The 24,382-nt window shown below is 34.1% G+C and carries 39 protein-coding genes; 35 read left to right on the forward strand and 4 right to left on the reverse strand.

Annotated elements, in window-relative coordinates; genetic code table 11:
- Positions 1-7: 7 nt before the first annotated feature.
- From ACE3PD_RS00570 to ACE3PD_RS00590, 5 genes are all read left to right on the forward strand, one after another.
- Complete coding sequence (locus ACE3PD_RS00570) at positions 8-637, forward strand: ABC transporter ATP-binding protein (protein WP_374398577.1); 630 nt, start codon at positions 8-10, stop codon at positions 635-637.
- Complete coding sequence (locus ACE3PD_RS00575; protein WP_374398578.1) at positions 634-1,893, forward strand: ABC transporter permease; 1,260 nt, start codon at positions 634-636, stop codon at positions 1,891-1,893. Before ACE3PD_RS00570 ends, ACE3PD_RS00575 begins: the two co-directional genes overlap by 4 nt.
- Positions 1,886-2,377 (forward strand): hypothetical protein, encoded by a 492-nt coding sequence (locus tag ACE3PD_RS00580; protein WP_374398579.1) that lies wholly within the window; start codon positions 1,886-1,888, stop codon positions 2,375-2,377. Before ACE3PD_RS00575 ends, ACE3PD_RS00580 begins: the two co-directional genes overlap by 8 nt.
- Before the next feature lie 193 nt (positions 2,378-2,570).
- Entirely contained in the window at positions 2,571-3,263 is a 693-nt protein-coding gene (locus tag ACE3PD_RS00585) for a YjjG family noncanonical pyrimidine nucleotidase (protein ID WP_374398580.1), read from the forward strand.
- A gap of 2 nt (positions 3,264-3,265) precedes the next feature.
- Complete coding sequence (locus tag ACE3PD_RS00590) at positions 3,266-3,979, forward strand: hypothetical protein (protein ID WP_374398581.1); 714 nt, start codon at positions 3,266-3,268, stop codon at positions 3,977-3,979.
- Between the two features lie 25 nt (positions 3,980-4,004).
- On the opposite strand, the gene ACE3PD_RS00595 is transcribed toward ACE3PD_RS00590, so the two are convergent.
- Positions 4,005-5,294: a replication-associated recombination protein A gene (locus tag ACE3PD_RS00595; RefSeq protein ID WP_374398582.1), complete on the reverse strand. Its 1,290-nt coding sequence runs from the start codon at positions 5,292-5,294 to the stop codon at positions 4,005-4,007.
- A 72-nt stretch (positions 5,295-5,366) separates the two neighbouring features.
- On the opposite strand from ACE3PD_RS00595, the gene ACE3PD_RS00600 reads away from it, so the two are divergent.
- On the forward strand, positions 5,367-6,119 hold the full coding sequence (locus tag ACE3PD_RS00600) for a rhomboid family intramembrane serine protease (RefSeq protein WP_374398583.1): 753 nt from the start codon (positions 5,367-5,369) through the stop codon (positions 6,117-6,119).
- Between the two features lies 1 nt (position 6,120).
- Here ACE3PD_RS00600 and ACE3PD_RS00605 read toward each other — a convergent pair whose 3' ends face one another.
- The 3 genes from ACE3PD_RS00605 to ACE3PD_RS00615 form a co-directional block, all read right to left on the reverse strand.
- Positions 6,121-6,546 (reverse strand): hypothetical protein, encoded by a 426-nt coding sequence (locus ACE3PD_RS00605; RefSeq protein WP_374398584.1) that lies wholly within the window; start codon positions 6,544-6,546, stop codon positions 6,121-6,123.
- Between the two features lie 39 nt (positions 6,547-6,585).
- The gene (rlmB, locus tag ACE3PD_RS00610) at positions 6,586-7,320 is read right to left on the reverse strand and encodes a 23S rRNA (guanosine(2251)-2'-O)-methyltransferase RlmB (protein WP_374398585.1); all 735 of its coding nucleotides are present in this window, start codon (positions 7,318-7,320) and stop codon (positions 6,586-6,588) included.
- A gap of 121 nt (positions 7,321-7,441) precedes the next feature.
- Positions 7,442-9,079 carry a hypothetical protein gene (locus ACE3PD_RS00615; RefSeq protein ID WP_374398586.1) on the reverse strand — a complete coding sequence of 546 codons (1,638 nt, stop codon included), beginning with the start codon at positions 9,077-9,079 and terminating at the stop codon, positions 7,442-7,444.
- A gap of 237 nt (positions 9,080-9,316) precedes the next feature.
- On the opposite strand from ACE3PD_RS00615, the gene rpsL reads away from it, so the two are divergent.
- The 29 genes from rpsL to rpsK all read left to right on the forward strand — a co-directional run bounded on the left by rpsL (position 9,317) and on the right by rpsK (position 24,304).
- Positions 9,317-9,724 (forward strand): 30S ribosomal protein S12, encoded by a 408-nt coding sequence (rpsL, locus tag ACE3PD_RS00620; protein ID WP_231836113.1) that lies wholly within the window; start codon positions 9,317-9,319, stop codon positions 9,722-9,724.
- 24 nt (positions 9,725-9,748) lie between these two features.
- Positions 9,749-10,225 carry a 30S ribosomal protein S7 gene (gene rpsG, locus ACE3PD_RS00625; RefSeq protein ID WP_026725645.1) on the forward strand — a complete coding sequence of 159 codons (477 nt, stop codon included), beginning with the start codon at positions 9,749-9,751 and terminating at the stop codon, positions 10,223-10,225.
- Between the two features lie 11 nt (positions 10,226-10,236).
- A complete protein-coding gene (fusA, locus tag ACE3PD_RS00630) occupies positions 10,237-12,393 on the forward strand; it encodes an elongation factor G (protein WP_374398587.1) in 2,157 nt (718 codons plus the stop codon).
- Between the two features lie 11 nt (positions 12,394-12,404).
- The gene (rpsJ, locus tag ACE3PD_RS00635) at positions 12,405-12,710 is read left to right on the forward strand and encodes a 30S ribosomal protein S10 (protein WP_009779180.1); all 306 of its coding nucleotides are present in this window, start codon (positions 12,405-12,407) and stop codon (positions 12,708-12,710) included.
- A gap of 237 nt (positions 12,711-12,947) precedes the next feature.
- Positions 12,948-13,565, forward strand: coding sequence for a 50S ribosomal protein L3 (rplC, locus tag ACE3PD_RS00640; RefSeq protein ID WP_374398588.1), 618 nt, complete (start codon positions 12,948-12,950; stop codon positions 13,563-13,565).
- Positions 13,565-14,194: a 50S ribosomal protein L4 gene (gene rplD, locus ACE3PD_RS00645; protein ID WP_026725642.1), complete on the forward strand. Its 630-nt coding sequence runs from the start codon at positions 13,565-13,567 to the stop codon at positions 14,192-14,194. Before rplC ends, rplD begins: the two co-directional genes overlap by 1 nt.
- A gap of 7 nt (positions 14,195-14,201) precedes the next feature.
- Complete coding sequence (rplW, locus tag ACE3PD_RS00650; RefSeq protein ID WP_026725641.1) at positions 14,202-14,492, forward strand: 50S ribosomal protein L23; 291 nt, start codon at positions 14,202-14,204, stop codon at positions 14,490-14,492.
- 6 nt (positions 14,493-14,498) lie between these two features.
- Positions 14,499-15,323 carry a 50S ribosomal protein L2 gene (rplB, locus tag ACE3PD_RS00655; protein ID WP_026725640.1) on the forward strand — a complete coding sequence of 275 codons (825 nt, stop codon included), beginning with the start codon at positions 14,499-14,501 and terminating at the stop codon, positions 15,321-15,323.
- A 10-nt stretch (positions 15,324-15,333) separates the two neighbouring features.
- Positions 15,334-15,612, forward strand: coding sequence for a 30S ribosomal protein S19 (gene rpsS / locus ACE3PD_RS00660; RefSeq protein ID WP_008254487.1), 279 nt, complete (start codon positions 15,334-15,336; stop codon positions 15,610-15,612).
- Positions 15,613-15,618: 6 nt separating this feature from the next.
- Positions 15,619-16,029 (forward strand): 50S ribosomal protein L22, encoded by a 411-nt coding sequence (gene rplV / locus ACE3PD_RS00665; protein ID WP_026725639.1) that lies wholly within the window; start codon positions 15,619-15,621, stop codon positions 16,027-16,029.
- Between the two features lie 8 nt (positions 16,030-16,037).
- Complete coding sequence (rpsC, locus tag ACE3PD_RS00670; RefSeq protein WP_073583322.1) at positions 16,038-16,769, forward strand: 30S ribosomal protein S3; 732 nt, start codon at positions 16,038-16,040, stop codon at positions 16,767-16,769.
- Positions 16,770-16,788: 19 nt separating this feature from the next.
- Positions 16,789-17,208, forward strand: a complete 420-nt coding sequence (gene rplP / locus ACE3PD_RS00675; protein ID WP_008254483.1) for a 50S ribosomal protein L16 — start codon at positions 16,789-16,791, stop codon at positions 17,206-17,208.
- Between the two features lie 12 nt (positions 17,209-17,220).
- Positions 17,221-17,412: a 50S ribosomal protein L29 gene (rpmC, locus tag ACE3PD_RS00680; RefSeq protein ID WP_073583320.1), complete on the forward strand. Its 192-nt coding sequence runs from the start codon at positions 17,221-17,223 to the stop codon at positions 17,410-17,412.
- An 18-nt stretch (positions 17,413-17,430) separates the two neighbouring features.
- Positions 17,431-17,688: a 30S ribosomal protein S17 gene (gene rpsQ / locus ACE3PD_RS00685; protein ID WP_026725636.1), complete on the forward strand. Its 258-nt coding sequence runs from the start codon at positions 17,431-17,433 to the stop codon at positions 17,686-17,688.
- 2 nt (positions 17,689-17,690) lie between these two features.
- Positions 17,691-18,059, forward strand: coding sequence for a 50S ribosomal protein L14 (gene rplN / locus ACE3PD_RS00690; protein ID WP_007803649.1), 369 nt, complete (start codon positions 17,691-17,693; stop codon positions 18,057-18,059).
- A gap of 11 nt (positions 18,060-18,070) precedes the next feature.
- Positions 18,071-18,385, forward strand: coding sequence for a 50S ribosomal protein L24 (rplX, locus tag ACE3PD_RS00695; protein ID WP_026725635.1), 315 nt, complete (start codon positions 18,071-18,073; stop codon positions 18,383-18,385).
- Between the two features lie 2 nt (positions 18,386-18,387).
- Positions 18,388-18,939, forward strand: a complete 552-nt coding sequence (gene rplE / locus ACE3PD_RS00700) for a 50S ribosomal protein L5 (RefSeq protein ID WP_194095195.1) — start codon at positions 18,388-18,390, stop codon at positions 18,937-18,939.
- A gap of 3 nt (positions 18,940-18,942) precedes the next feature.
- Positions 18,943-19,212, forward strand: coding sequence for a 30S ribosomal protein S14 (gene rpsN, locus ACE3PD_RS00705; RefSeq protein ID WP_014387709.1), 270 nt, complete (start codon positions 18,943-18,945; stop codon positions 19,210-19,212).
- Between the two features lie 105 nt (positions 19,213-19,317).
- On the forward strand, positions 19,318-19,716 hold the full coding sequence (gene rpsH / locus ACE3PD_RS00710; protein ID WP_291284170.1) for a 30S ribosomal protein S8: 399 nt from the start codon (positions 19,318-19,320) through the stop codon (positions 19,714-19,716).
- A 15-nt stretch (positions 19,717-19,731) separates the two neighbouring features.
- Positions 19,732-20,274 (forward strand): 50S ribosomal protein L6, encoded by a 543-nt coding sequence (rplF, locus tag ACE3PD_RS00715; RefSeq protein WP_026725632.1) that lies wholly within the window; start codon positions 19,732-19,734, stop codon positions 20,272-20,274.
- An 11-nt stretch (positions 20,275-20,285) separates the two neighbouring features.
- Entirely contained in the window at positions 20,286-20,636 is a 351-nt protein-coding gene (gene rplR / locus ACE3PD_RS00720; protein ID WP_026725631.1) for a 50S ribosomal protein L18, read from the forward strand.
- A gap of 6 nt (positions 20,637-20,642) precedes the next feature.
- Complete coding sequence (gene rpsE / locus ACE3PD_RS00725) at positions 20,643-21,167, forward strand: 30S ribosomal protein S5 (RefSeq protein ID WP_035693159.1); 525 nt, start codon at positions 20,643-20,645, stop codon at positions 21,165-21,167.
- 13 nt (positions 21,168-21,180) lie between these two features.
- Positions 21,181-21,363 carry a 50S ribosomal protein L30 gene (gene rpmD / locus ACE3PD_RS00730; RefSeq protein ID WP_111566953.1) on the forward strand — a complete coding sequence of 61 codons (183 nt, stop codon included), beginning with the start codon at positions 21,181-21,183 and terminating at the stop codon, positions 21,361-21,363.
- 12 nt (positions 21,364-21,375) lie between these two features.
- Positions 21,376-21,828 (forward strand): 50S ribosomal protein L15, encoded by a 453-nt coding sequence (gene rplO / locus ACE3PD_RS00735; protein WP_026725628.1) that lies wholly within the window; start codon positions 21,376-21,378, stop codon positions 21,826-21,828.
- Positions 21,829-21,840: 12 nt separating this feature from the next.
- Positions 21,841-23,184 carry a preprotein translocase subunit SecY gene (gene secY, locus ACE3PD_RS00740; RefSeq protein WP_374398589.1) on the forward strand — a complete coding sequence of 448 codons (1,344 nt, stop codon included), beginning with the start codon at positions 21,841-21,843 and terminating at the stop codon, positions 23,182-23,184.
- 5 nt (positions 23,185-23,189) lie between these two features.
- The gene (gene infA / locus ACE3PD_RS00745) at positions 23,190-23,405 is read left to right on the forward strand and encodes a translation initiation factor IF-1 (protein WP_026725626.1); all 216 of its coding nucleotides are present in this window, start codon (positions 23,190-23,192) and stop codon (positions 23,403-23,405) included.
- Between the two features lie 10 nt (positions 23,406-23,415).
- Complete coding sequence (ykgO, locus tag ACE3PD_RS00750) at positions 23,416-23,532, forward strand: type B 50S ribosomal protein L36 (RefSeq protein WP_002987490.1); 117 nt, start codon at positions 23,416-23,418, stop codon at positions 23,530-23,532.
- A gap of 2 nt (positions 23,533-23,534) precedes the next feature.
- Positions 23,535-23,909 carry a 30S ribosomal protein S13 gene (gene rpsM, locus ACE3PD_RS00755; RefSeq protein WP_073583306.1) on the forward strand — a complete coding sequence of 125 codons (375 nt, stop codon included), beginning with the start codon at positions 23,535-23,537 and terminating at the stop codon, positions 23,907-23,909.
- 11 nt (positions 23,910-23,920) lie between these two features.
- On the forward strand, positions 23,921-24,304 hold the full coding sequence (gene rpsK, locus ACE3PD_RS00760) for a 30S ribosomal protein S11 (protein ID WP_008254446.1): 384 nt from the start codon (positions 23,921-23,923) through the stop codon (positions 24,302-24,304).
- The last annotated feature ends 78 nt before the right edge of the window (positions 24,305-24,382 follow it).

The following is a 24,382-nucleotide window of genomic DNA, read 5'->3' on the forward strand; positions in this document are numbered from 1 at the left end:
TTGAACTATGATTAGCACCAAAAACATCACTTTTTCCTACTCAAAAGACCAACTCTTTCACATGCCCGATTTGTATTGTGAAGCAGGAAGCACTTTGTTGATTACAGGTGATTCTGGAAAAGGAAAAACTACCTATTTACATATTTTAGCAGGTTTACTAAAACCAAAATCAGGAACAATCGAAATCGATAAAACCGATATTGTTTCCCTATCTGAAAAAGCAACCGATAAATTTCGTGGAAAACACATTGGAGTGGTTTTTCAAAAATCGCATTTTATTGGTGCTTTGACCGTTTTGGAAAATTTGGAAATGGCAAGTTGGTTAGCAACGGGTAAAAAACATACCAAACGTGCAAAGAAATTATTAGAACAATTGGGAATCGAAAACCAAGCGTCTAAATTACCATCGCAATTAAGTATTGGTCAACAGCAACGTGTTTCAATTGCCCGAGCGTTGATAAATGAACCAAAAGTGTTGTTAGCTGACGAACCTACATCAAGTTTAGATGATAAAAATGCGGAGAAAGTAATCGAATTACTAACTTCTTTATCAAAAGAGTATAAAGCGGCTTTATTAATCGTTACGCACGACAACCGAATTAAAGAAAGATTTATCAATAAAATTACCTTGATATGATAGCAAAATTAGCATGGAAAAATATATGGTTCAAACCATTAAATACCATCTTGAGTGTTATTTTGCTAACCTCAAGTGTCGCGATTATTACGACTTTAGTTTTGGTCGAAAAACAGTTTGAAGAAAAATTTTCAAGCAATATTGATGGAGTTGATTTAGTAATGGGCGCACAAGGAAGTCCATTACAATTGATTTTATCTTCGGTGTACCAAGTAGATTCTCCAACGGGAAATATTAGCTACGATTCGGCAAAAGTTTGGATGCAACATCCGTTTGTTCAAAAAGCGATTCCATTAGCATTTGGAGATAATTACCGAGGTTATAAAATATTAGGAACAACTCCTGATTATTTAGAAAAATATGGAGCAACAATTTCCGAAGGAAAACTTTTTGAGAAGATTTTCGAAGTTGTAATCGGAAGTGATATCGCTCAAAAATTAAGTTTAAAAATTGGTGACGAGTTTTTCGGTTCGCATGGCGATGCAGCTGAAGGAGAAGTTCATGACCATTATGCCTACAAAGTTGTCGGAATTGCAAAACCAACAGGAAAAGTAGTTGATAATTTGATTTTATGTACGATTCCAAGTGTTTGGCAAATGCATGGAAGTCATGGTGAAGAAGTAAATCCCGCTCACGGCGAAGAAGGTCACGTTCATGTTGAAGGTGAAGAGCATCACGAAGAAGTTGATATGACTTTAGATGAACCCGGAATGGAAATCACAGCCGTTTTACTAAAATTCCGCAACAAAATGGGAATTGTAACTTGGCCAAGAATCATCGCACAAAATACCAAAATGCAAGTTGCTTCACCAGCTATAGAAGTAAATCGTTTGTTTTCTTTATTCGGAATTGGAATTTCAGCATTGCAATATTTGGCTTACGGAATTATGTTGATTTCAGGAATTTCGATTTTCATCGCGCTTTACAATACTTTAAAAGAACGCGAAAACGAATTTGCCTTAATGCGTGTCAACGGTGCCAAAAGATTACAACTTTTAAAAGTCGTAATGATTGAAAGTTTGCTTTTATGTGTTGTTGGATTTATTTTTGGTACGATTTTGGGAAGAGTAGGATTAAGTATGTTATCTAACTCAGCCGAAGAAGATTTCAAAATGAGTTTCAATCCATACGAATTTTTATGGGAAAAAGAAGGAACCTTATTTTTACTAACTATATTTGTGGGCTTTTTGGCGGCGGTTATTCCGGCGGTCAAAGCTTATAATTTAAACATTTCAAAAACATTAGCCAATGCGTAATTATATTAAATTAAGTTTAGCTTTCGTAGTGTTCATTTCCTTAATGAGCTTCAGCGATTCTAAAACTACAACTACAAAATCAGTTGTTGAAACTTCAGTTGCAAACGATACCTTGACATGGAAAATGTTAGGTGACATCAAATACACAAGAAAAAAACATGCTACTTACGGCGAAGTAGAATTCCCACAAGTAAACATGAAATTAAAAATGATGCAAAAGAAAACCGTTTTCATTAGCGGATTTATTGTGCCAATTGATAACAAAAATTACGCGCTAAGTAAAAACGTTTTTGCCGCTTGTTTCTTCTGCGGAAAATCAGGACCAGAAACTATTGCGGGTATCAAATTTAAAGGTGGCGCTTTTCCAAAGTTAAAAACCGATACGTATGTAACTTTAAAAGGAACTTTTAGATACAACGAAACCGATGTGGAAGATTGGATTTACCATATCGAAGACGCCGAAATTGTAGCGCAAAGTAAATAATTAGAAGCCCAGTCGTTTGGGCTTTTTTTAATGATTCATCATTCTGAGCTTTGTCGAAGGGCCGCTGTCCACTATGCAAGGTGTCGCACCCACAAGGGCTAAAACAATCTAAGGTTAAAAAATCAGTAGTAAATTAGAAAAATACCGAAATCATAATTGGTGACAATTCGTGAAATTCGTGTTTAAAAATAAAATGAAATCATTCCAACATAAAAAACATCTCTTTTTCGATTTAGATCATACGCTTTGGGATTTTGATAAAAATTCTGGATTTGCTTTTGACACTATTTTCAAACAGCAAGGTTTTAATATTGAATTATCCGATTTTTTGAATATTTACATTCCGAGAAACCAACATTACTGGAAATTGTATCAAGTAAATCAAATTACTCATGACGATTTACGTTATTATCGTTTAAAAGATGTTTTTGATGCTTTAAAATTTGAAGTTTCAGACGAAATGATTCATCATTTATCTGAACAATACATCAAATATTTACCCGAATACAATCATCTTTTTGAAGGCGCTATTGAATTATTGGATTATCTAAAACCAAAATATCAATTGCATATTATTACCAATGGTTTTGCGTCGGTTCAAACCAAAAAAATGAAAAATTCAAATATTGACCATTATTTTGAAACGATAACGAATTCTGAATTAGCAGGAGTTAAAAAACCGCATAAAAACATATTTGATTTTGCCTTATCTTTGGCAAACGCTTCAAAAGAAGAAAGCTTAATGATTGGCGATAGTTACGAAGCTGATATCATTGGTGCGCAAGAAGCGGGTATAGAAGCGGTGTTTTTCAATGAACAAAATATTGAAGTAGAAAGTCCTGTTTTTCAGGTAAAACATTTATTAGAATTAAAAAATATATTATAGTTATGAAGAAATTAGTCTTGTTGTTATTGTTGTTTGGTTTTACATTTTCATTTGCACAAGAGAATTATAAATACATCATTGTGCCAAAAAAGTTTAGTTTCTTTAAAGAAGAAAACAAATATAATTTGAACGATTTGACAAAATCTTTCTTTGAAAAAGAAGGATTTGAGGTGTATTTTGATACTGATGAATTTCCAGAAGATTTGGCCAAAAATAGATGTTTAGCTCTTTTTGTAGATGTTACTGAAAATAATGGAATATTTACAACTAAAGTTAATTTTGAATTCAAAGATTGTTATAATAAAGTTGTTCTCATAAGTGACCAAGGAACAAGTAGAGAAAAAGACTATCAGAAAGCTTATATTGAGGCCTTTCGTGGCGCTTTAAATTCAGTAAAAGGAAGTCTAAAAATTAAAAATGCTACTATTAAATCAACTGAAAAAACAAAAGAAGTAGTTGAGTCTGTTCCGTCAAAAAAATCTAATGGTATAATCAACACAAGTGAACTTAAAGCAGTTGCTACTGATACAGGGTATGATTTAGTTGATTATTCAGGACATACTGTTTTTTATTTATATTCTACTTCATTAGATACTGTTTTTCTTGCAGGTAAAGAAATTTACAAAGGAGTTCTTTTAAAGAAAAATAATGGATGGTTTTTTGAATATGATTTTGATGGAAAAGTCTATTCGGAAAAAGTAGAGGTTAGGTTTTAAAAAACTTCCAACTTCCATTTCCTAATTAATATCCATATTTATCTTTCCAACGATTCTTTAAAAACTGTCGCAATTCTTTTTCGCGAGCATTTTCTCCTGGTTCAAAAAATTTAGTCTCTGAAATTTCGGTAGGTAAAAATTCTTGTTCTGCAAAGTTATTTGGGAAGTCGTGTGAATATTTGTATTCTTCTCCGTAACCCAATTCTTTCATTAATTTGGTTGGTGCATTTCGTAAATGAATAGGAACGGGTAAATCGCCAGTTTGTTTTACCATTTGTTGTGCTTTTCCAATTGCCATATAACTGGCATTGCTTTTGGCTGAAGTTGCCAAATATATCGCACATTGACTCAAAATAATTCTGCTTTCGGGATAGCCAATAGTTGTCACCACTTGAAACGTATTATTCGCCATAATCAAAGCCGTTGGATTTGCATTTCCAATATCTTCACTAGCTAAAATCAACATTCTTCGGGCGATGAATTTTACATCTTCGCCACCTTCAATCATTCTAGCTAACCAATACACAGCACCATTTGGGTCACTTCCACGAATCGATTTGATAAAAGCAGAAACTATATCGTAATGTTGCTCGCCAGTTTTGTCATACAACACTGTGTTTTTTTGCACCAATTGCATAACTCTCTCATTTGTGATCTCAATGGGTGCTGAGCTTGTCGAAGTATCGGTAGCATTGATGACCAATTCAAAAATGTTCAACAATTTTCTACCATCGCCACCCGAAAGTCGCAATAAAGCTTCAGTTTCTTGTAATTGGATATTTTTGTTTTGTAACTGAACATCGGTTTTCATGGCACGATGTAATAAAGCTTCTAAATCGTCTTTGGTAAACGCATTTAAAACATACACCTGACATCTTGACAATAAAGCGGGAATGACTTCAAAACTCGGATTTTCAGTCGTTGCACCAATCAAAGTTACCCAACCTTTTTCCACCGCCGCCAACAATGAATCTTGTTGGGATTTAGAAAAACGATGAATCTCATCAATAAATAAAATCGGATTTTTTGCTGTAAATAAACCGCTGCTTTGTTTCGCTTTTTCGATTACCTCACGAATGTCTTTCACACCTGAATGTATCGCACTTAGCTGGTAAAACGGACGTTTGCTTTCTTGTGCCATGATTTGTGCCAAAGTGGTTTTTCCGGTTCCTGGTGGTCCCCATAAAATCAAACTTGGAATTAATCCTTTGGCAATTTGTTGCGTTAAAGAACCCTCAGGTCCAACTAAATGTAATTGGCTGATGTAATCCGATAATTGTTGCGGGCGAATGCGTTCGGCTAATGGTTGATTCATGTTGTAAAATTACAATTTTATGACAAATGTGCATAGAAATATTTTTGGCTTTATCTTTGAATTCATTCAAATATGGAAAAACAGCACGATAATCCTTTTCAGTTTACAAAAGCGGTCATTTTATTGCCGTTATTTTTTGTATTAACACTATGGTTGGTTTTTTGGTACGAATTACAATTTCAACATAATTTGTCGCATTTTGGAATTTATCCAAGAGAAGTGTATGGATTAAAAGGAATTCTATTTAGTCCATTTTTGCATGGAGATACAGAACATTTGGCAAACAATTCTTTTGCTTTATTAGTGTTGTTGCCAATATTGAGATATTTCTACAAAGAGCAATCGTTCGTGGTTTTGTTTTTAGGAATTCTTTTTTCGGGATTAGGAACTTGGTTGTTAGGAAGACCGAGTTATCATATTGGTGCTAGCGGATTAATTTATGCTTTGGTGAGTTTTATCTTCTTCAAAGGTATTTTTACCAAATATTACCGATTGGTAGCTTTATCTTTCACCATTGTAATTTTATACGGTGGAAGTGTTTGGTATATGTTTCCCAATGTAAAAGAAGGCATTTCGTGGGAAGGCCATTTAGCAGGATTTCTTGTGGGATTAGCCTTAGCTTTAGTTCTAAAAACACCTCAATTTTCAAAACCGATTTTCTACGAATGGGAAAAACCCGATTTCAACCCAGAACTCGATCCTTTTATGAAAAACTTCGACGAAAAAGGTAATTTCAATCCACCACCAAAACCTGAAGAAGTGGTAAAAGAGTATTTTACTTCTTCAATTAGAGTGGTATATGAGTTTTTGGGTGGGAAGAAATGAGTTATTCAGTAACTTCTGATATTTTATTTTTTATAAAATTAATATCAGAGATTGGAGCATCTTTCGAAATAGCAAGAATGAATTTTGATTTTCCAATTATGGTGTCATGATAGATAAACTTATCATTCTTTTTAACTTTTTTATGGTTCAGGAGAATATAGTATTCGTATGAAACGTCATCTGTCTGTGCATAAAAGAGAATGTTATTAAATTCTGGACTTGAATTTTGATTTAACAAATTAAACTCCTTTTTGCTTAAAGCAAATTTAAAATCTCCAAAAGTTAAAGATTGAAAGTTAAGTTCAGAATTATAAACTATGGTTCTGTCTTCTTTGTCTTTCCCGATTTTTGTATTCTTGGAAAAATTTGAAAAGGAAGAACATGATGTTATTAGAATTGAAAACAAAAGTAAAAGTGGTATCTTCATTTTGCTATTTGTTAATTAGATAAAATCATTTTTTAATAACTACATTCTCTGTCTCAAAGCCTCATACAAAAAAGCACCACAAGCCACAGAAACATTTAATGATTCGATAGTTCCAAACATGGGTAATTTTGCTTTTTCATCAACAATTTTCAATACCGAAGGATTTACACCTCTGTCTTCACTACCCATAATAATCGCAACGCCTTCGTTAAAGTTAATGTCGTAAATATGGTTTTCTGTTTTTTCAGTTGCGGCAACGGTTTTGATTCCGCTTCCTTGCAAATAGAAAATGGCATCTTTGATGTGGTCTACTTTACAAATTGGCACATTGAAAACTGCTCCAGCAGAAGTTTTAACCGTATCGCCATTCACGGGAGCCGAACCTTGTTTTTGGATAATGATTCCATCAACACCCGTACATTCAGCAGTTCTAATGATAGCGCCAAAGTTACGTGCGTCTGACAATTGATCTAAAATTAGGAATAAAGGTTTTTTACCACTTTCAATAACACTTTCCACCATAGTTTCTAATGCAACAAAAGAAATAGGAGCAATAGTTGCCACGGCACCTTGGTGATTATTTGGTGTTAATCGGTTTAGTTTTTCAACAGGAACGTAGGAAAAGTTGATGTTATTTCTTTTCATCGTTTTCATCAAATCTAGCATCAAGTCGCCTTGTGCATCTTTTTGAACGAATACTTTATCAATTTCTTTTTTAGCGTTAATTGCTTCAATTATTGCTCTAATCCCGAATATTTGGTTGTCTTTTTCCATGTGGCAAAGATAGGATTTTAGTTTGAATTTCGATTATTATGTTTTAACCACAGATTTGTAGATTTTAAATTATTGTTTTTAAGTTTTTTGACAATCTGCGAATCTGCGGTCGAATTACATCTTAAAAATTCGTTTTAAAACTAATATGCACAATCGAATTCGAAAGTTTTATCGCTTGTTCGCTCGTGCTTCCATTAGCATAAACTAAATTGAACAAACCATTTTTGGTAAATAATCCAAATCCAAAACCTAAGCCTAATAAACGGTCTTCTGTATTGGAAGTTTTGTCTTGAAAATAGCCGAAATCGGTAATAGAATGTAGGTATAAATTAGAAGCTAATAAATAACGATATTCTGCTATGATTCCAGTGAAAGCATTCGCTTGTAAGCTGTTCTCGTTAAAACCTCTAATCGAATTAATACCTCCAAATCGGAACAATTCGTTAATTACATAATCATCACTTTGTAAATAAAAAGTCTGATTTCGAACAAAAATACTGTTTTTGGAATTTAGATTGAAATTGTAATTCATGTCTAATTGTGTAAAAAACTGACTTGTTTTTTGAGATGCAATCGTTCGATTTCCTGTTCCTAATTTCACAAAAACTTTTGCTTTTTCAGGAAAAACAAAACTATCAGTATTCAATTCAAGATGTTCAAAACTCGAAGTCAAAAATGTATTCGTAAAATCATTCAAACTAAATGAATTGGTATTTTGAATATCAACCGAAGTAGTTTTTTGATAACCAATATAAGCTTTGGTGTTATACGAAAAATAGTAACCCAAATTCAAATCGGTCACAGTATTCTGAAAAGTGGAATCTTGTTTGAAAATTCTCAAATTCGCTTTAATTCCAATTGAACTTTTAAATATATACGGCAATTCGGTTCCGATGTTAAACGAAGTTTGTTTGTTGCCGTCGTTTTTCCAGTACAAATTAAATTTTTCACCCGTGTTTAAAATGTTTTGCAATTGCAAATCTAAATAGCCGTTAAAGGTCAACTTGCTTTGGTCGTCGTTTGAAAACCCAATGAAACCATCAAATTTATTTGGTTTCGATTTTTCAACGTAAACGAAAATCTTTGTTGAATCTGTGGTGAATAAAATTTCAGGATATTTGATTTGATTAACAAATTGTAACTTATCAAAAGTATCGTTAATCTGTTTTAAATTGTCTTGATTGAAAGTTGCTTTTTTGGCTTTTTTGGTAATTGCTTTTTTAATTCCAGATGGAAATTTGTCGTATCCAACGATTACTAAATCGGTAATATTTCTTTTCGAGTTTAATTTGAGTTGTAAATCGGAAAGTATATCATTTCCAATTCTTCGTTGATTGACCAATTGTAAATTTGCCAACGAATAGCCTTTCTTTTCTAATAGTGCAATTTTGCTTTTCATGAAATTTTCGACTTCATTCGTGGCAATTACTAAGGTGTCGTTTTCTAATTGTAAAATCGATTTTTCTTCGGCAGAAAGTTTACCTATAAATATACTGTTGTTTTTTATTGGTTTGCCTAAGCTGTATTTGAAGACAAAACTACTATCGTTAATCTTGTTTTGTTTCAATAATTTCCAATCGAAAAATCCTTGATTTGTTAACTTGGTTTCAAAACGCTTCTGTTCTTCTAAAATAGATGCTACTGAAGCGTGTTTGTTTTCGTATTGTAAGCTATCAATGGTTTTGTTTTCGATTTCAGATGCTCCTTCTATCTTTAAATAGTAGTTTTGTCCCAATGATAATTGGAAGTGCAAACACATTATAAAAAGAAAAACATATTTCATTGCTGTAAAGAAACGAAAAAAAGCAAAATAAATTTTATTTAGAGTACTCTGTTATTGTTCTATTTTCATAATGCAATGTAAATCAAATTACTGTTAAAATGAATTGCATTGAAAATTAATAAATTATGATTTGGAAAGTAAAAAATAATTCCTACATTTGCAACCCCGTAAAAAGCGGGAATTTTAAACAGTAAAAATTTTTAGTATTTAATTATGCCAACAATTCAACAATTAGTAAGAACAGGGAGAACCCAAATAACTAAGAAGAGTAAATCGGCTGCTTTAGATTCTTGTCCTCAAAGAAGAGGTGTGTGTACTCGTGTTTACACAACAACTCCTAAAAAACCAAACTCAGCAATGAGAAAGGTAGCTAGGGTTCGTTTAACAAACGGTAACGAGGTGAATGCATACATTCCTGGAGAAGGTCATAATCTACAAGAGCACTCGATAGTATTAGTTAGAGGTGGAAGAGTAAAAGATTTACCAGGTGTACGTTACCACATCGTACGTGGAGCATTAGACACTGCGGGTGTTGCAGGAAGAACACAACGTAGATCTAAGTATGGAGCAAAACGTCCAAAACCAGGACAAGCGCCTGCAGCAGCTGGAAAGAAAAAGTAATTTAAAATCTTTTAAAGAAAAGACATGAGAAAAAGAGCGGCCAAAAAAAGACCACTTTTACCGGATCCGAAATTTAACGATCAGTTAGTAACACGTTTTGTAAACAACTTAATGTGGGATGGTAAAAAATCAACAGCTTTTAAAGTTTTCTATGATGCATTAGAAATCGTAGAAACTAAAAAGCAAGATGCAGAAAAAACTGCTTTAGAGATTTGGAAAGATGCATTAACTAATGTTATGCCTCACGTAGAAGTTCGTTCACGTAGAGTGGGTGGAGCTACATTCCAAATTCCAATGCAAATTCGTCCAGATAGAAAGATTTCTTACGCTATCAAATGGATGATTCTTTATGCAAGAAGAAGAAATGAAAAATCAATGGCAGGTAAATTAGCTTCTGAAATCTTAGCTGCGGCTAAAGAAGAAGGTGCTGCTGTTAAGAAAAGAATGGATACTCACAAAATGGCAGATGCTAATAAAGCATTCTCTCATTTTAGATTTTAATTCGTATACAAATGGCTAGAGATTTAAAATATACAAGAAATATTGGAATTGCTGCTCACATTGATGCTGGTAAAACAACAACAACTGAGCGAATCTTATTTTATACGGGTAAAACACACAAAATTGGAGAGGTTCACGATGGTGCTTCTACAATGGACTGGATGGAGCAAGAGGCAGAAAGAGGTATTACAATTACTTCTGCTGCTACAACTTGTGAGTGGAACTTCCCAACGGTTCAAGGAAAAACTATTCCTGAATCTAAGGCATACCACTTCAATATTATCGATACTCCTGGTCACGTTGACTTTACAGTAGAGGTAAACCGTTCGTTACGTGTATTAGATGGTTTAGTGTTCTTATTTAGTGCGGTTGATGGTGTTGAGCCACAATCTGAAACTAACTGGAGATTAGCTGATCAATATAGAGTTCCTCGTATGGGATTCGTGAACAAAATGGACCGTCAAGGTTCAAATTTTTTGGCGGTTTGTCAGCAAGTTAAAGATATGTTGAAATCAAATGCAGTTGCAATTACTTTGCCAATTGGTGAAGAACAAGATTTCAAAGGAGTAGTTGATTTGGTTAAAAATCAGGCTATTGTATGGCATGACGAAACTCAAGGTGCTACTTTTGATATTATTGATATTCCAGCTGATATGGTTGCTGAAGTAAAAGAGTATCGTTCAATTTTAATTGAAGAGATTGCTACTTACGATGAGAACCTATTAGAAAAGTATATGGAAGATGAAAACTCAATTACTGAGGAAGAAATTAACAATGCTTTACGTGCTGCTACAATTGATATGGCTATCATTCCTATGTTGTGTGGATCTTCATTCAAAAACAAAGGGGTTCAGTTTATGTTAGATGCAGTTTGTAAGTATTTACCATCTCCATTAGATAAAGAAGGTATCGAAGGTATTCACCCTGATGATAAAGATTTATTAGAAGAAGATCAAAGAAAAGTTGTTCGTCGTCCTGATGTAAAAGAGCCGTTTGCTGCTTTAGCATTTAAAATTGCTACTGACCCTTATGTAGGTCGTTTAGCTTTCTTCCGTGCTTATTCAGGTCGTTTAGATGCAGGTTCATACATTTTGAATACGCGTTCTGGAAACAAAGAAAGAATTTCTCGTATCTACCAAATGCATGCTAACAAACAAAATCCAATCGAATTCATTGAGGCTGGAGATATTGGGGCTGCTGTAGGATTTAAAGATATCAAGACTGGAGATACAATGTGTGATGAAAAACACCCAATTATTCTTGAGTCTATGAAATTCCCTGATCCGGTAATTGGTATTGCTATTGAGCCAAAAACTAAAGCTGACGTTGATAAAATGGGTATGGCTTTAGCAAAATTAGCTGAAGAAGATCCAACATTTACAGTTAAGACTGATGAGGCTTCTGGTCAAACGATTATTTCGGGTATGGGTGAGCTTCACTTAGATATCTTGATCGATCGTATGAAACGTGAGTTCAAAGTTGAAGTTAACCAAGGTGAGCCTCAGGTAGAATACAAAGAAGCGTTTACAAAAGCTGCACAACATAGAGAGGTTTACAAAAAACAATCTGGAGGTCGTGGTAAATTTGGTGATATCGTTTTCCGTTTAGAACCTGCTGATTTAGTGGACGGTAAAGCTCCTATGGGATTACAGTTTGTTAATGAAGTTAAAGGTGGTAACGTACCAAAAGAATATATTCCTGCTGTAGAAAAAGGATTTAGAGAAGCTATGAAGCAGGGTCCTTTAGCTGGTTACGCTGTAGACAGTTTAAAAGTTACTTTATTGGATGGTTCATTCCACCCTGTGGATTCTGATGCTCTTTCTTTCGAATTAGCTGCGAAAATGGGATATAAAGAAGTAGCTAAAGCTGCAGGAGCTGTTATTCTTGAGCCAATCATGAAAATTGAAGTTATTACTCCTGAAGAAAACATGGGTGATATCGTAGGTGACTTGAACCGTCGTAGAGGTCAAGTAAATGATATGGGAGATAGAAATGGTGCTAAAACTATCAAAGCTAATGTTCCTTTATCAGAAATGTTTGGTTATGTTACTACATTAAGAACATTATCTTCTGGTAGAGCTACATCTACAATGGAGTTTTCTCACTATGAAGAAACACCTTCTAACATTTCAGAAGCTGTAATCAAAAAAGCAAAAGGTAACGCTTAATTTTTAAAGAGATGAGTCAAAAAATCAGAATAAAATTAAAATCTTACGATCATAATTTAGTAGACAAGTCTGCTGAGAAGATTGTAAAAACTGTAAAAAGTACAGGTGCAGTTGTAACTGGTCCAATTCCATTACCAACTCACAAAAAGATTTTTACTGTATTACGTTCTCCACACGTAAATAAAAAATCAAGAGAGCAATTCGAATTAAGTTCTTATAAGAGATTGTTAGATATCTACAGTTCTTCTTCTAAAACTATCGACGCTTTAATGAAATTAGAATTACCTAGTGGTGTTGAAGTAGAGATCAAAGTGTGATAAACACAATTGCAAAAAAGCAATGATTTAATATAAAAAACCGTCAATGTGATAAACATTACGGTTTTTTTCTTATAATTTTTAGTAGGTAAAATGGCCTTTTTTGAAGGAAATTTTACTTAACTATTTATTTTTGCGATAATTAAAAAATAATTTATATATTTGCACCCTCAAAATGAGTAGTGTGCAAATACTATTTGTATTATAAATAAGAGTTTAATTAATAATTAGTTTAATATGTCTGGGTTAATCGGAAGAAAAATTGGCATGACTAGCATCTTTGATGAGAACGGGAAAAATATTCCTTGTACTGTAATCGAGTGTGGTCCATGCGTTGTTACCCAAGTCAGAACCAATGATGTAGATGGCTATGAAGCTATCCAATTAGGTTTCGATGACAAAACTGAAAAACACTCTATTAAAGCTGAGGTAGGTCACTTTAAGAAAGCGGGAACAGTTGCGAAAAAGAAAGTAGTTGAATTCAAAGGTTTTGAAACGGAGTACAAGTTAGGCGATGTAATCGCTGTTGACTTATTCGCTGAAGGTGAATTTGTTGATGTTGTTGGAGTTTCTAAAGGAAAAGGATTCCAAGGGGTTGTAAAACGTCATGGTTTTGGCGGAGTTGGTCAGTCAACTCACGGTCAACATAACCGTTTAAGAGCACCGGGTTCTGTTGGAGCTTCATCTTACCCGTCAAGAGTATTCAAAGGAATGCGTATGGCAGGTAGAATGGGAGGAGATAATGTAACAGTACAAAACCTTAGAGTTTTAAAAGTAGTTGCTGAAAAGAACTTACTTGTTGTTAAAGGAGCTATTCCTGGGCACAAAAACTCTTATGTAATCGTTCAGAAGTAATGGAAGTAAAAGTTTTAGATATCAACGGAAAAGAAACTGGTAGAAAAGTTCAACTTTCTGATTCAGTTTTCGCAATTGAGCCAAACAAACATGCTGTTTACTTAGATGTAAAACAATATTTGGCTAATCAAAGACAAGGTACTCACAAAGCTAAAGAAAGAGCTGAGGTTGCAGGAAGTACTCGTAAAATCAAAAAACAAAAAGGTACAGGTACTGCTCGTGCAGGATCTGCTAAAAATCCTTTGTTTAAAGGAGGAGGTACAGTTTTTGGACCAAGACCAAGAAGCTACTCATTCAAATTGAACAAAAACTTAAAAAGATTAGCTCGTAAATCAGCTTTGTCTTTAAAAGTAAATGAGTCAAATTTAGTAGTAGTTGAAGATTTTACATTTGAAACACCAAACACTAAAAATTTCATTAACGTATTGAAAGCTTTAGGGTTAGAGAATAAAAAATCTTTATTTGTGTTGGGCGATACAAATAAAAATGTATATTTGTCGTCACGCAATTTAAAAGCGTCTAGCGTTGTAACTACTTCAGAATTAAGTACTTATGCAATTTTAAATGCAAAAAGTTTAGTTCTTTTAGAGGGTGCAGTAGACGGAATTGAAGCTAATTTAAGTAAATAATAAGATTATGAGCATCATAATTAAGCCTATTATAACTGAAAAAATAACTAAAGATGGTGAAGTTTTTAACCGTTTTGGTTTTGTAGTTGCTAAAAATGCAAATAAAATTCAAATCAAAAATGCTGTTGAGGCAGCTTTTGGAGTGAATGTAGTAGCAGTTAATACAATGAACTACAGAGCTGATAGAAGCGTTAAATATACCAAAAGTGGTTTAATCAGTGGTAAAACAAATGCTTACAAAAAAGCAGTTGTTCAAGTACAAGAGGGAGAAACAATAGATTTTTATACTAATATCTAATAGAAAATGTCAGTTAGAAAATTAAAACCTATTACCCCGGGTCAGCGATTTAGAGTTGTTAATAGCTTTGACACTATTACAACTGATAAGCCGGAGCGTTCTTTGATCGCACCGAAAAAAAACTCTGGAGGTAGAAATAGTCAAGGAAAAATGACCATGCGTTATACAGGCGGTGGTCACAAACAAAAGTATCGTATTATTGATTTTAAAAGAGCTAAAGTTGGGATTCCAGCAACAGTTAAAACAATCGAGTATGATCCAAATCGTTCAGCATTTATTTCATTATTGTATTATGCAGATGGAGCTAAAACTTACATCATTGCGCAAAATGGATTACAAGTTGGACAAACTGTAGTTTCAGGTGAAGAAGCGTCTCCAGAAATTGGAAATGCAATGCCTTTAAGTAAAATTCCTCTAGGAACTGTTATTTCGTGTATCGAATTAAGACCAGGTCAAGGAGCTGTAATCGCTCGTTCTGCAGGAACTTTCGCTCAGTTAATGGCAAGAGATGGAAAATATGCAACAATTAAAATGCCTTCTGGAGAAACAAGATTAATCTTGTTAACTTGTATGGCTACAATTGGAGCTGTTTCTAACTCAGACCACCAATTAATCGTATCAGGTAAAGCTGGTAGATCAAGATGGTTAGGTAGAAGACCAAGAACAAGACCAGTAGCAATGAACCCAGTTGATCACCCAATGGGAGGTGGTGAAGGACGTTCATCTGGAGGTCACCCACGTTCAAGAAAAGGTTTACCTGCTAAAGGTTATAGAACTCGTTCTAAAGTTAACCCGAGTAATAAGTATATTGTAGAACGTAGAAAGAAATAATTAGATAGACATGGCACGTTCATTAAAAAAAGGACCATTCGTTCACTTTAAATTAGAGAAGAAAGTTCAAGAAAATATTGCAGGTGGTAATAAAGGTGTTGTTAAGACTTGGTCTAGAGCATCAATGATTACTCCTGATTTCGTTGGGCAGACTATCGCAGTTCACAATGGTCGTCAATTTGTTCCAGTTTATGTAACTGAGAACATGGTAGGACACAAATTAGGAGAGTTTTCACCAACAAGATCTTTTAGAGGTCATGCTGGGGCTAAAAATAAAGGTAAAAAATAAGAAGCAATGGGAGTTCGTAAAAGAGAAGTTGCGGATGCAAGAAAAGAGGCTAACAAGTCTGTTGCATTTGCTAAATTAAATAACTGTCCAACTTCACCTAGAAAAATGCGTTTAGTTGCAGATTTAGTAAGAGGTCAGAAAGTTGAACTAGCTCTTAATATTTTAAGATTTAGTCAAAAAGAAGCTTCAAGAAAATTAGAGAAATTGTTATTATCTGCCATAAATAATTATGTACAGAAAAACGAAGATGCTAATTTAGAAGAAGCAGGCTTATTTGTAAAAACGATTACAGTAGATGGTGGTATGATGTTGAAAAGACTTCGTCCAGCTCCACAAGGTCGTGCACACAGAATTAGAAAACGTTCTAATCACGTAACAATCGTGTTAGGAACAAATAATAACACACAAAGCAATTAATAAACAGTATGGGACAAAAGACAAATCCAATAGGAAATAGACTTGGTATCATCAGAGGATGGGACTCAAACTGGTATGGAGGAAATGATTACGGTGATAAAATCGCTGAAGATGCTAAAATCCGTAAGTACATCCATGCACGTTTATCAAAAGCTAGTGTATCTAAAATAATTATCGAGAGAACTTTAAAACTTGTAACCGTTACTATCACTACTGCTAGACCTGGTATTATTATCGGAAAAGGTGGTCAAGAGGTAGACAAGTTAAAAGAAGAACTTAAGAAAATTACTGACAAAGAAGTTCAAATCAACATCTTTGAAATCAAAAGACCTGAGTTAGATGCTTACTTAGTGGCAACTTCTATCGCTCGTCAAATTGAAAGCAGAATCTCTTACAGAAGAGCTATTAAAATGGCTATCGCGGCTGCAATGAGAATGAACGCAGAAGGTATCAAAGTACAAATTTCTGGTCGTTTGAATGGAGCTGAAATGGCACGTTCTGAAAACTTCAAAGAAGGTAGAATTCCATTGTCAACTTTCAGAGCTGATATTGATTATTCATTAGGTGAAGCGCATACTACTTATGGTAGAATGGGAATCAAAGTATGGATAATGAAAGGTGAGGTTTATGGAAAAAGAGATCTTTCTCCGTTAGTAGGAATGGACAAACAAAAGTCTAAACCTTCAGGATCTTCTGCTCCTAAAAGAGATGGTAAACCAAACGCACGCAAAAGAAAGTAATTATTTAAACTAAAGAAAAATGTTACAGCCTAAAAGAACAAAATACCGTAAGGTACAGAAAGGTAGAATGAAAGGCGTTTCTCAAAGAGGACACGAGCTTTCAAATGGAATGTTTGGTATTAAATCTTTAGATTCTTCATTTATTACTTCTCGTCAAATTGAAGCAGCTCGTATCGCAGCAACACGTTTCATGAAGAGAGAGGGTCAATTATGGATCAAAATATTTCCAGATAAGCCTATTACAAAGAAACCATTAGAAGTACGTATGGGTAAAGGTAAAGGTGCAGTTGAATATTGGGCTGCAGTTGTTAAACCTGGTAAAATTATGTTTGAAGTTGGAGGAGTGCCTCTATCTGTTGCTAAAGAAGCTTTACGCTTAGCAGCTCAAAAACTTCCTGTTAAAACTAAGTTTATCGTTGCTAGAGATTTCGAAGCATAATCAAAATTTATTATGAAACAATCAGAAATTAAAAATCTATCTGCAGCTGAGTTACAAGAACAACTTAGTCAGTTAAAGAAAACGTATACCGACCTAAAAAATGCTCATGCAATATCTCCAATTCAAAATCCTCTTCAGTTAAGAACTTTAAGAAGATCAGTTGCGAGATTACACACAGAGTTAACTAAAAGAGAGTTACAATAATTGTACACTAGCTGAAAGATGGAAAAAAGAAATTTAAGAAAAGAGAGAATTGGTGTGGTGACTTCAAACAAAATGGAGAAATCTATTGTTGTGTCACAAACTACAAAAGTGAAACACCCATTATACGGTAAGTTCGTGTTGAAAACTAAGAAATATGTTGCACACGACGAAACAAACGATTGTAACATTGGAGATACTGTAAGAATTATGGAGACACGTCCATTAAGTAAATCTAAATGTTGGAGATTAGTTGAAATCATTGAAAGAGCGAAGTAATTATGGTACAACAAGAGTCAAGATTAAAAGTAGCAGATAACACAGGAGCGAAAGAAGTTCTTACGATCCGTGTTTTAGGAGGAACGAAACGTCGTTATGCCTCTGTTGGTGACAAAATTGTAGTTTCAATTAAAGATGCAACTCCAAACGGAAACGTTAAAAAAGGAGCGGTATCAACTGCAGTAGTTGTACGTACCAAAAAAGAAGTGAGAAGAGCTGATGGATCTTATATCCGTTTTGACGATAACGCATGTGTATTGTTAAACGCTGCAGGAGAAATGAGAGGAACTCGTGTTTTTGGTCCGGTTGCCAGAGAACTTCGTGAAAAACAATTCATGAAAATTGTATCATTAGCACCTGAAGTGCTTTAATTCTTATACAAATGATAAAGCTAAAAATTAAATCAGGAGATATCGTAAGAGTTATTGCTGGAGACCACAAAGGTTCTGAAGGTAAAGTTCTTAGAGTTCTTCGTGAGAAAAACAAAGCGGTTGTTGAAGGAGTTAACATGGTTTCGAAACATACAAAACCAAGTGCTAAAAACCCTCAAGGAGGAATCGTTAAGAAAGAAGCTCCTATTCATGTGTCTAACTTATCTTTGATTGATCCAAAGTCAAAAGAAGTGACTAAAGTTGGTTTCAAACAAGAAGGAGACAAGAAAGTGAGATTTTCAAAAAAATCTAATCAAGTACTATAGTTATGGCATATATTCCTAGACTAAAAGAAGAATATAAGAGTAGAGTTATTGCTGCTCTTACAGAAGAGTTCGGTTACAAAAATGTAATGCAAGTTCCTAAACTTGAGAAAATTGTTGTAAGCCGTGGAGTTGGTGCAGCTGTATCTGATAAAAAATTAGTAGATTACGCTGTTGAAGAATTAACAAAAATTACTGGGCAAAAAGCAGTTGCTACTATTTCTAAAAAAGACGTTGCGTCTTTCAAATTAAGAAAAGGTATGCCAATTGGTGCTAAAGTAACTTTACGTGGAGAAAGAATGTATGAATTCTTAGATAGATTGATTACTTCATCTTTACCACGTGTAAGAGACTTCAACGGAATCAAATCAACTGGATTTGATGGTAGAGGAAACTACAATTTAGGAGTGTTAGAACAAATCATTTTCCCAGAAATTGATATTGATAAAGTAAATAAAATTGCTGGTTTTGATATTACTTTTGTAACTTCTGCTGAAACAGACAAAGAAGCAAAAGCATTATTAGCGGAATTAGGATTACCTTTTAAAAAGAATTAAGACATGGCTAAAGAATCAATGAAAGCCCGTGAGGTGAAAAGAATTGCATTAGTAGAAAAGTATGCTGAGAAAAGAAAAGCTTTAAAAGAAGCTGGTGATTTCGAAGGTTTACAAAAATTACCAAAAAATTCTTGTCCAGTTAGAGTACACAATCGTTGTAAATTAACAGGTAGACCAAGAGGGTATATGCGTCAGTTTGGTATTTCTCGTGTAACATTCCGTGAAATGGCAAATCAAGGATTAATTCCAGGTGTTAAAAAAGCATCTTGGTAATTCCAAAAAAAGTTATTACTTTTGCAATCCAAAAAATAAGTTTAATTGGTTAAAGGTTCAATCCGCTGAGGGCGGATTGAAAACCATAACCGCAAATCTATACATATGTATACAGATCCAATTGCCGATTATCTAACGCGTGTTAGAAATGCAGTAAGAGCCAACCACAAAGTGGTTGAAATTCCTGCTTCTAATATGAAGAAAGAAATCACAAAGATTTTATTCGATCAAGGATATATCTTAAGTTACAAATTTGACGATTCTACTGTTCAAGGTACAATCAAAATTGCACTTAAATATGATAAAGACACGAAAGAGTCAGTTATCAAAGATATCCAAAGAATTAGTAAACCAGGTTTACGTAAATATGCTGGTTCATCAGACTTGCCAAGAATCTTAAATGGTTTAGGTATTGCTATTGTTTCTACATCAAAAGGATTGATGACAGGAAAACAAGCTAAGCAATTAAATGTTGGTGGAGAGGTAGTTTGTTACGTATATTAATAAAAAGACGAGACAATGTCAAGAATAGGTAAAAATCCAATTGCAATTCCAGCTGGAGTAACTGTAGAAGTTAAAGATGCTGTAGTTACAGTAAAAGGAAAATTAGGCGAGCTTACTCAAGAGTTTTCTGATGTAACCGTTAAAATCGAAGATAACCAAGTTATCGTTGAGCGTTCATCAGATCACAAAGATGAGAGAGCGAAACACGGACTTTATCGTTCATTAATCAACAATATGATTGTTGGTGTTTCTGAAGGTTTTACAAAAGAATTAGAATTAGTTGGGGTTGGATATAGAGCTTCTAATCAAGGTCAAAAACTTGATTTAGCTTTAGGATTCTCTCACAACATCGTTTTAGAAGTTGTAAAAGAAGTTACTGTTGAAACAGTATCAGAAAAAGGTAAAAATCCGATAGTGAAATTATCATCATTCGACAAACAATTATTAGGTCAAGTAGCTGCGAAGATCAGAGGTTTCCGCAAACCTGAGCCATATAAAGGAAAAGGAGTTAAGTTTGTAGGAGAAGAACTAAGAAGAAAAGCAGGTAAATCAGCTTAAAAATTAAGACTATGTCATTAACGAAATCTGAAAGAAGACAAAGAATTAAGTTCAGAATCAGAAAGATTGTAAGCGGAACTGCTGCTCAACCAAGACTTTCTGTATTCAGAAGTAATAAAGAAATCTATGCGCAAATCATAGATGATGTAAACGGTACAACTTTAGTTGCTGCTTCATCGAGAGATAAAGAAGTTGCTCAAGGAACTGCTGTTGAAACTGCAAAAGCAGTTGGTAAATTAGTTGCTGAAAAAGCACTTAAAGCAGGTATTTCAACAATCTCTTTTGATAGAGGTGGGTATTTATACCATGGACGTGTGAAATCATTAGCTGAAGGAGCTAGAGAAGCTGGACTTAAATTCTAAGAAATTATGTATCATAATTATAAAAACGTAGAGATTGTAAAACCAGGAGGTCTTGAATTAAAAGATCGTTTGGTGAGTGTAAATCGTGTTACTAAAGTTACTAAAGGAGGTAGAGCATTTGGTTTCTCTGCTATCGTAGTAGTTGGTGATGAAAACGGAGTAGTGGGTCATGGATTAGGAAAATCTAAAGATGTTTCTGAAGCAATCGCTAAAGCGGTGGAAGATGCTAAGAAAAATTTAGTTAGAATTCCTCTTCAAGGTCAATCTGTTCCTCATGAGCAAAAAGGTAAATTTGGTGGTGCTAGAGTATTCTTAATGCCTGCTTCTCACGGTACTGGAGTTATTGCTGGTGGTGCTGTTCGTGCGGTATTGGAGTCTGTAGGTGTTCACGATGTATTATCTAAATCGCAAGGTTCATCTAACCCTCACAATGTGGTAAAAGCAACTTTTGATGCTTTATTACAAATGAGAAGTGCTGCTACTGTGGCTAAACAAAGAGGAGTATCTTTAGAAAAAGTATTCAAAGGTTAATTAACAGGAAATCATGGCAAAATTAAAAGTAAAACAAGTAAGAAGTAAAATCAATTGTCCTCTTGATCAAAAGAGAACTTTGGAAGCTTTAGGTCTTCGTAAAATGGGACAAGTTGTTGAGCATGATGCAAATCCTGCTATCCTTGGAATGGTAAATAAAGTTAAACACTTAGTTTCTGTTGAAGAAACTAAATAACACTATACAGTTATGAATTTAAGTAACTTACAACCAGCTGAAGGTTCAGTTCACAACCAAAATAAAAGAGTAGGTAGAGGAGAAGGTTCTGGTAAAGGTGGTACTGCTGCACGTGGTCACAAAGGAGCTAAGTCTCGTTCTGGATACTCTAAGAAAATTGGTTTTGAAGGAGGTCAAATGCCACTTCAAAGACGTGTTCCTAAGTTTGGTTTCAAGAACATCAATAGAGTAGAATATCAAGGTATAAATCTTGATTCGTTACAATTATTAGTAGATAACGGTGTAGTAACTGATACAGTAGATTTTACTGTATTTGTAGATACTCGTCTAGCTACAAAAAATAGCTTAGTAAAGATTTTAGGAAGAGGTGAGCTAAAAACAAAACTTAAAGTAAGTGCTCACAAATTTACTGCATCTGCAAAAGCGGCTATTGAGGCTGCTGGTGGGGAAGCTGTAACTTTATAATCCTTTAGTAAAATGAAGAAATTTATAGATTCATTCATCAACGTTTGGAAAATCGAAGAGTTAAAAAATCGTATTTTATTAACTCTTGGATTATTATTAGTGTACCGTTTTGGTGCACAAGTAACCCTTCCGGGGATTGATGCTACTAAATTGACAAATCTTACAAACCAAACTGATGAAGGTATCGGATGGTTAATCAATGTGTTTACAGGAGGTGCGTTTTCGCAAGCTTCTGTATTTGCATTGGGTATTATGCCATATATATCAGCTTCTATCGTAGTTCAATTAATGGGAATTGCGGTGCCATATTTACAAAAATTACAAAAAGACGGTGAAAGTGGTAGAAAGAAAATTAACCAAATTACAAGATGGTTAACAATCTTAATTACTTTAGTTCAAGGTCCTGGTTATATCTACAACTTGTACAGAACTTTACCAGGTGAAGCATTTATGTTAACTGGTCCTACATTCATCTTCTCTTCAGTTCTTATCTTAGTAACTGGAACTATTTTTGCAATGTGGTTAGGAGAAAAAATTACTGATAAAGGTATTGGTAACGGTATCTCTTTATTGATAATGGTAGGTATTATTGCAAGAATGCCACAAGCATTTATTCAAGAGTTTTCATCTAGAACTTCTCAAGCAAATGGAGGTATTATGATGATTGTAATCGAATTAATACTTTGGTTCTTAGTGATAATTGCGTGTATTTTATTAGTAATGGCTGTAAGAAAAATTCCAGTACAGTATGCTAGACGTACCGTTTCTGGGGATTTTGAAGAAGACATGATGGGTGGTAACAGACAGTTTATCCCATTAAAACTAAATGCATCAGGTGTTATGCCGATCATTTTTGCACAAGCTATTATGTTTATTCCTGCTGCTGTTTCTGGTTTAGCTAAAGAATCAGATACTGCACTTTCTATTGCAGGAATGTTCAACGATCCATTCGGTTTAGTATATAATTTTGTTTTTGCTTTGTTAATCGTAATTTTTACGTACTTTTACACCGCAATTACAGTACCAACTAACAAGATGGCTGATGATTTAAAAAGAAGTGGAGGTTTCATTCCAGGTGTTAAACCAGGTGTTGAAACTGGAGATTACCTAGATAAAATTATGTCTTTAATTACTTTTCCAGGTTCGTTATTTCTTGCTTTAGTAGCTGTGTTCCCAGCTGTTGCGGTAAGTTTACTTGGAGTACAAGGTGCTTGGGGTTATTTTTATGGTGGTACTTCTTTACTAATCATGGTTGGAGTTGCAATAGATACTATTCAGCAAATAAATTCTTATTTATTGAATAAACACTATGATGGTTTGATGAAAAGTGGTAAAAATAGAAAAGCAGTAGCTTAATTTTTATGGCAAAGCAATCAGCAATAGAACAAGACGGAACAATTATTGAAGCGTTATCAAATGCTATGTTCCGTGTAGAATTAGAAAACGGACACGTTGTAATTGCTCATATCTCTGGTAAAATGCGTATGCATTACATTAAGTTGTTACCAGGTGACAAGGTTAAACTTGAAATGAGCCCTTACGATTTGTCTAAAGCAAGAATTACTTATAGATACTAAAGCTATTAAAATGAAAGTAAGAGCATCAGTTAAAAAGAGAAGTGCCGAGTGCATTATTGTACGTAGAAAAGGAAGATTATACGTTATTAACAAAAAGAATCCTAGATTTAAACAAAGACAAGGATAATTATGGCAAGAATTGCAGGGGTAGATATACCTAAACAAAAAAGAGGAATCATTGCTTTAACATACATTTTTGGTATTGGTAAAAGCAGAGCTAAAGATATTTTAGCTAAAGCTCAAGTGAGCGAAGACAAGAAAGTTCAAGATTGGAATGATGACGAGATCGGAGCAATTCGTGATGCGGTATCATACTACAAAATTGAAGGAGAATTGCGTTCAGAAGTTCAATTAAACATCAAACGTTTAATGGATATCGGATGTCAAAGAGGAATTCGTCATAGAGCTGGACTTCCATTAAGAGGTCAAAGAACTAAAAACAACTCTAGAACTAGAAAAGGTAAGAGAAAAACTGTTGCTAACAAGAAAAAAGCAACTAAATAATAAGTAATAATATGGCTAAAGCAACTGCAAAAAAACGTAAAGTTATCGTTGAATCTTCGGGAGAAGCACATATTAATGCTACTTTTAACAACATCATCATTTCTTTAACAAATAAGAAAGGTGAAGTAATTTCTTGGTCTTCAGCTGGTAAAATGGGCTTTAGAGGTTCTAAAAAGAATACTCCTTATGCAGCTCAGATGGCAGCAGAAGATTGTAGTAAAGTAGCTCTTGAAGCTGGACTTAAAAAAGTGAAAGTTTATGTGAAAGGTCCAGGAAATGGTAGAGAATCTGCTATTAGATCAATCCATAACTCAGGAGTTGAAGTTACAGAAATCATTGATGTAACTCCAATGCCTCACAACGGATGTCGTCCTCCGAAAAGAAGAAGAGTATAATTTAAGTATAACACGGGTAGGTTTAAAATTATCGAAGGATATAGACCTGAATTCATAATTCCTACCTTTTTTAATTTT

Source organism: Flavobacterium sp. (assembly GCF_041911335.1).
Classification (GTDB): Bacteria; Bacteroidota; Bacteroidia; order Flavobacteriales; family Flavobacteriaceae; genus Flavobacterium.

Excerpts from the sequence above, each read along its gene's own strand:
- ACE3PD_RS00570 (WP_374398577.1), top strand. The coding sequence starts at position 8 with ATGATTAGCACCAAAAACATCACTTTTTCCTACTCAAAAGACCAACTC.
- ACE3PD_RS00575 (WP_374398578.1), top strand. The coding sequence starts at position 634 with ATGATAGCAAAATTAGCATGGAAAAATATATGGTTCAAACCATTAAAT.
- ACE3PD_RS00580 (WP_374398579.1), top strand. The coding sequence starts at position 1,886 with ATGCGTAATTATATTAAATTAAGTTTAGCTTTCGTAGTGTTCATTTCC.
- ACE3PD_RS00585 (WP_374398580.1), top strand. The coding sequence starts at position 2,571 with ATGAAATCATTCCAACATAAAAAACATCTCTTTTTCGATTTAGATCAT.
- ACE3PD_RS00590 (WP_374398581.1), top strand. The coding sequence starts at position 3,266 with ATGAAGAAATTAGTCTTGTTGTTATTGTTGTTTGGTTTTACATTTTCA.
- ACE3PD_RS00595 (WP_374398582.1), bottom strand. The coding sequence starts at position 5,294 with ATGAATCAACCATTAGCCGAACGCATTCGCCCGCAACAATTATCGGAT.
- ACE3PD_RS00600 (WP_374398583.1), top strand. The coding sequence starts at position 5,367 with ATGGAAAAACAGCACGATAATCCTTTTCAGTTTACAAAAGCGGTCATT.
- ACE3PD_RS00605 (WP_374398584.1), bottom strand. The coding sequence starts at position 6,546 with ATGAAGATACCACTTTTACTTTTGTTTTCAATTCTAATAACATCATGT.
- rlmB (WP_374398585.1), bottom strand. The coding sequence starts at position 7,320 with ATGGAAAAAGACAACCAAATATTCGGGATTAGAGCAATAATTGAAGCA.
- ACE3PD_RS00615 (WP_374398586.1), bottom strand. The coding sequence starts at position 9,079 with ATGTGTTTGCACTTCCAATTATCATTGGGACAAAACTACTATTTAAAG.
- rpsL (WP_231836113.1), top strand. The coding sequence starts at position 9,317 with ATGCCAACAATTCAACAATTAGTAAGAACAGGGAGAACCCAAATAACT.
- rpsG (WP_026725645.1), top strand. The coding sequence starts at position 9,749 with ATGAGAAAAAGAGCGGCCAAAAAAAGACCACTTTTACCGGATCCGAAA.
- fusA (WP_374398587.1), top strand. The coding sequence starts at position 10,237 with ATGGCTAGAGATTTAAAATATACAAGAAATATTGGAATTGCTGCTCAC.
- rpsJ (WP_009779180.1), top strand. The coding sequence starts at position 12,405 with ATGAGTCAAAAAATCAGAATAAAATTAAAATCTTACGATCATAATTTA.
- rplC (WP_374398588.1), top strand. The coding sequence starts at position 12,948 with ATGTCTGGGTTAATCGGAAGAAAAATTGGCATGACTAGCATCTTTGAT.
- rplD (WP_026725642.1), top strand. The coding sequence starts at position 13,565 with ATGGAAGTAAAAGTTTTAGATATCAACGGAAAAGAAACTGGTAGAAAA.
- rplW (WP_026725641.1), top strand. The coding sequence starts at position 14,202 with ATGAGCATCATAATTAAGCCTATTATAACTGAAAAAATAACTAAAGAT.
- rplB (WP_026725640.1), top strand. The coding sequence starts at position 14,499 with ATGTCAGTTAGAAAATTAAAACCTATTACCCCGGGTCAGCGATTTAGA.
- rpsS (WP_008254487.1), top strand. The coding sequence starts at position 15,334 with ATGGCACGTTCATTAAAAAAAGGACCATTCGTTCACTTTAAATTAGAG.
- rplV (WP_026725639.1), top strand. The coding sequence starts at position 15,619 with ATGGGAGTTCGTAAAAGAGAAGTTGCGGATGCAAGAAAAGAGGCTAAC.
- rpsC (WP_073583322.1), top strand. The coding sequence starts at position 16,038 with ATGGGACAAAAGACAAATCCAATAGGAAATAGACTTGGTATCATCAGA.
- rplP (WP_008254483.1), top strand. The coding sequence starts at position 16,789 with ATGTTACAGCCTAAAAGAACAAAATACCGTAAGGTACAGAAAGGTAGA.
- rpmC (WP_073583320.1), top strand. The coding sequence starts at position 17,221 with ATGAAACAATCAGAAATTAAAAATCTATCTGCAGCTGAGTTACAAGAA.
- rpsQ (WP_026725636.1), top strand. The coding sequence starts at position 17,431 with ATGGAAAAAAGAAATTTAAGAAAAGAGAGAATTGGTGTGGTGACTTCA.
- rplN (WP_007803649.1), top strand. The coding sequence starts at position 17,691 with ATGGTACAACAAGAGTCAAGATTAAAAGTAGCAGATAACACAGGAGCG.
- rplX (WP_026725635.1), top strand. The coding sequence starts at position 18,071 with ATGATAAAGCTAAAAATTAAATCAGGAGATATCGTAAGAGTTATTGCT.
- rplE (WP_194095195.1), top strand. The coding sequence starts at position 18,388 with ATGGCATATATTCCTAGACTAAAAGAAGAATATAAGAGTAGAGTTATT.
- rpsN (WP_014387709.1), top strand. The coding sequence starts at position 18,943 with ATGGCTAAAGAATCAATGAAAGCCCGTGAGGTGAAAAGAATTGCATTA.
- rpsH (WP_291284170.1), top strand. The coding sequence starts at position 19,318 with ATGTATACAGATCCAATTGCCGATTATCTAACGCGTGTTAGAAATGCA.
- rplF (WP_026725632.1), top strand. The coding sequence starts at position 19,732 with ATGTCAAGAATAGGTAAAAATCCAATTGCAATTCCAGCTGGAGTAACT.
- rplR (WP_026725631.1), top strand. The coding sequence starts at position 20,286 with ATGTCATTAACGAAATCTGAAAGAAGACAAAGAATTAAGTTCAGAATC.
- rpsE (WP_035693159.1), top strand. The coding sequence starts at position 20,643 with ATGTATCATAATTATAAAAACGTAGAGATTGTAAAACCAGGAGGTCTT.
- rpmD (WP_111566953.1), top strand. The coding sequence starts at position 21,181 with ATGGCAAAATTAAAAGTAAAACAAGTAAGAAGTAAAATCAATTGTCCT.
- rplO (WP_026725628.1), top strand. The coding sequence starts at position 21,376 with ATGAATTTAAGTAACTTACAACCAGCTGAAGGTTCAGTTCACAACCAA.
- secY (WP_374398589.1), top strand. The coding sequence starts at position 21,841 with ATGAAGAAATTTATAGATTCATTCATCAACGTTTGGAAAATCGAAGAG.
- infA (WP_026725626.1), top strand. The coding sequence starts at position 23,190 with ATGGCAAAGCAATCAGCAATAGAACAAGACGGAACAATTATTGAAGCG.
- ykgO (WP_002987490.1), top strand. The coding sequence starts at position 23,416 with ATGAAAGTAAGAGCATCAGTTAAAAAGAGAAGTGCCGAGTGCATTATT.
- rpsM (WP_073583306.1), top strand. The coding sequence starts at position 23,535 with ATGGCAAGAATTGCAGGGGTAGATATACCTAAACAAAAAAGAGGAATC.
- rpsK (WP_008254446.1), top strand. The coding sequence starts at position 23,921 with ATGGCTAAAGCAACTGCAAAAAAACGTAAAGTTATCGTTGAATCTTCG.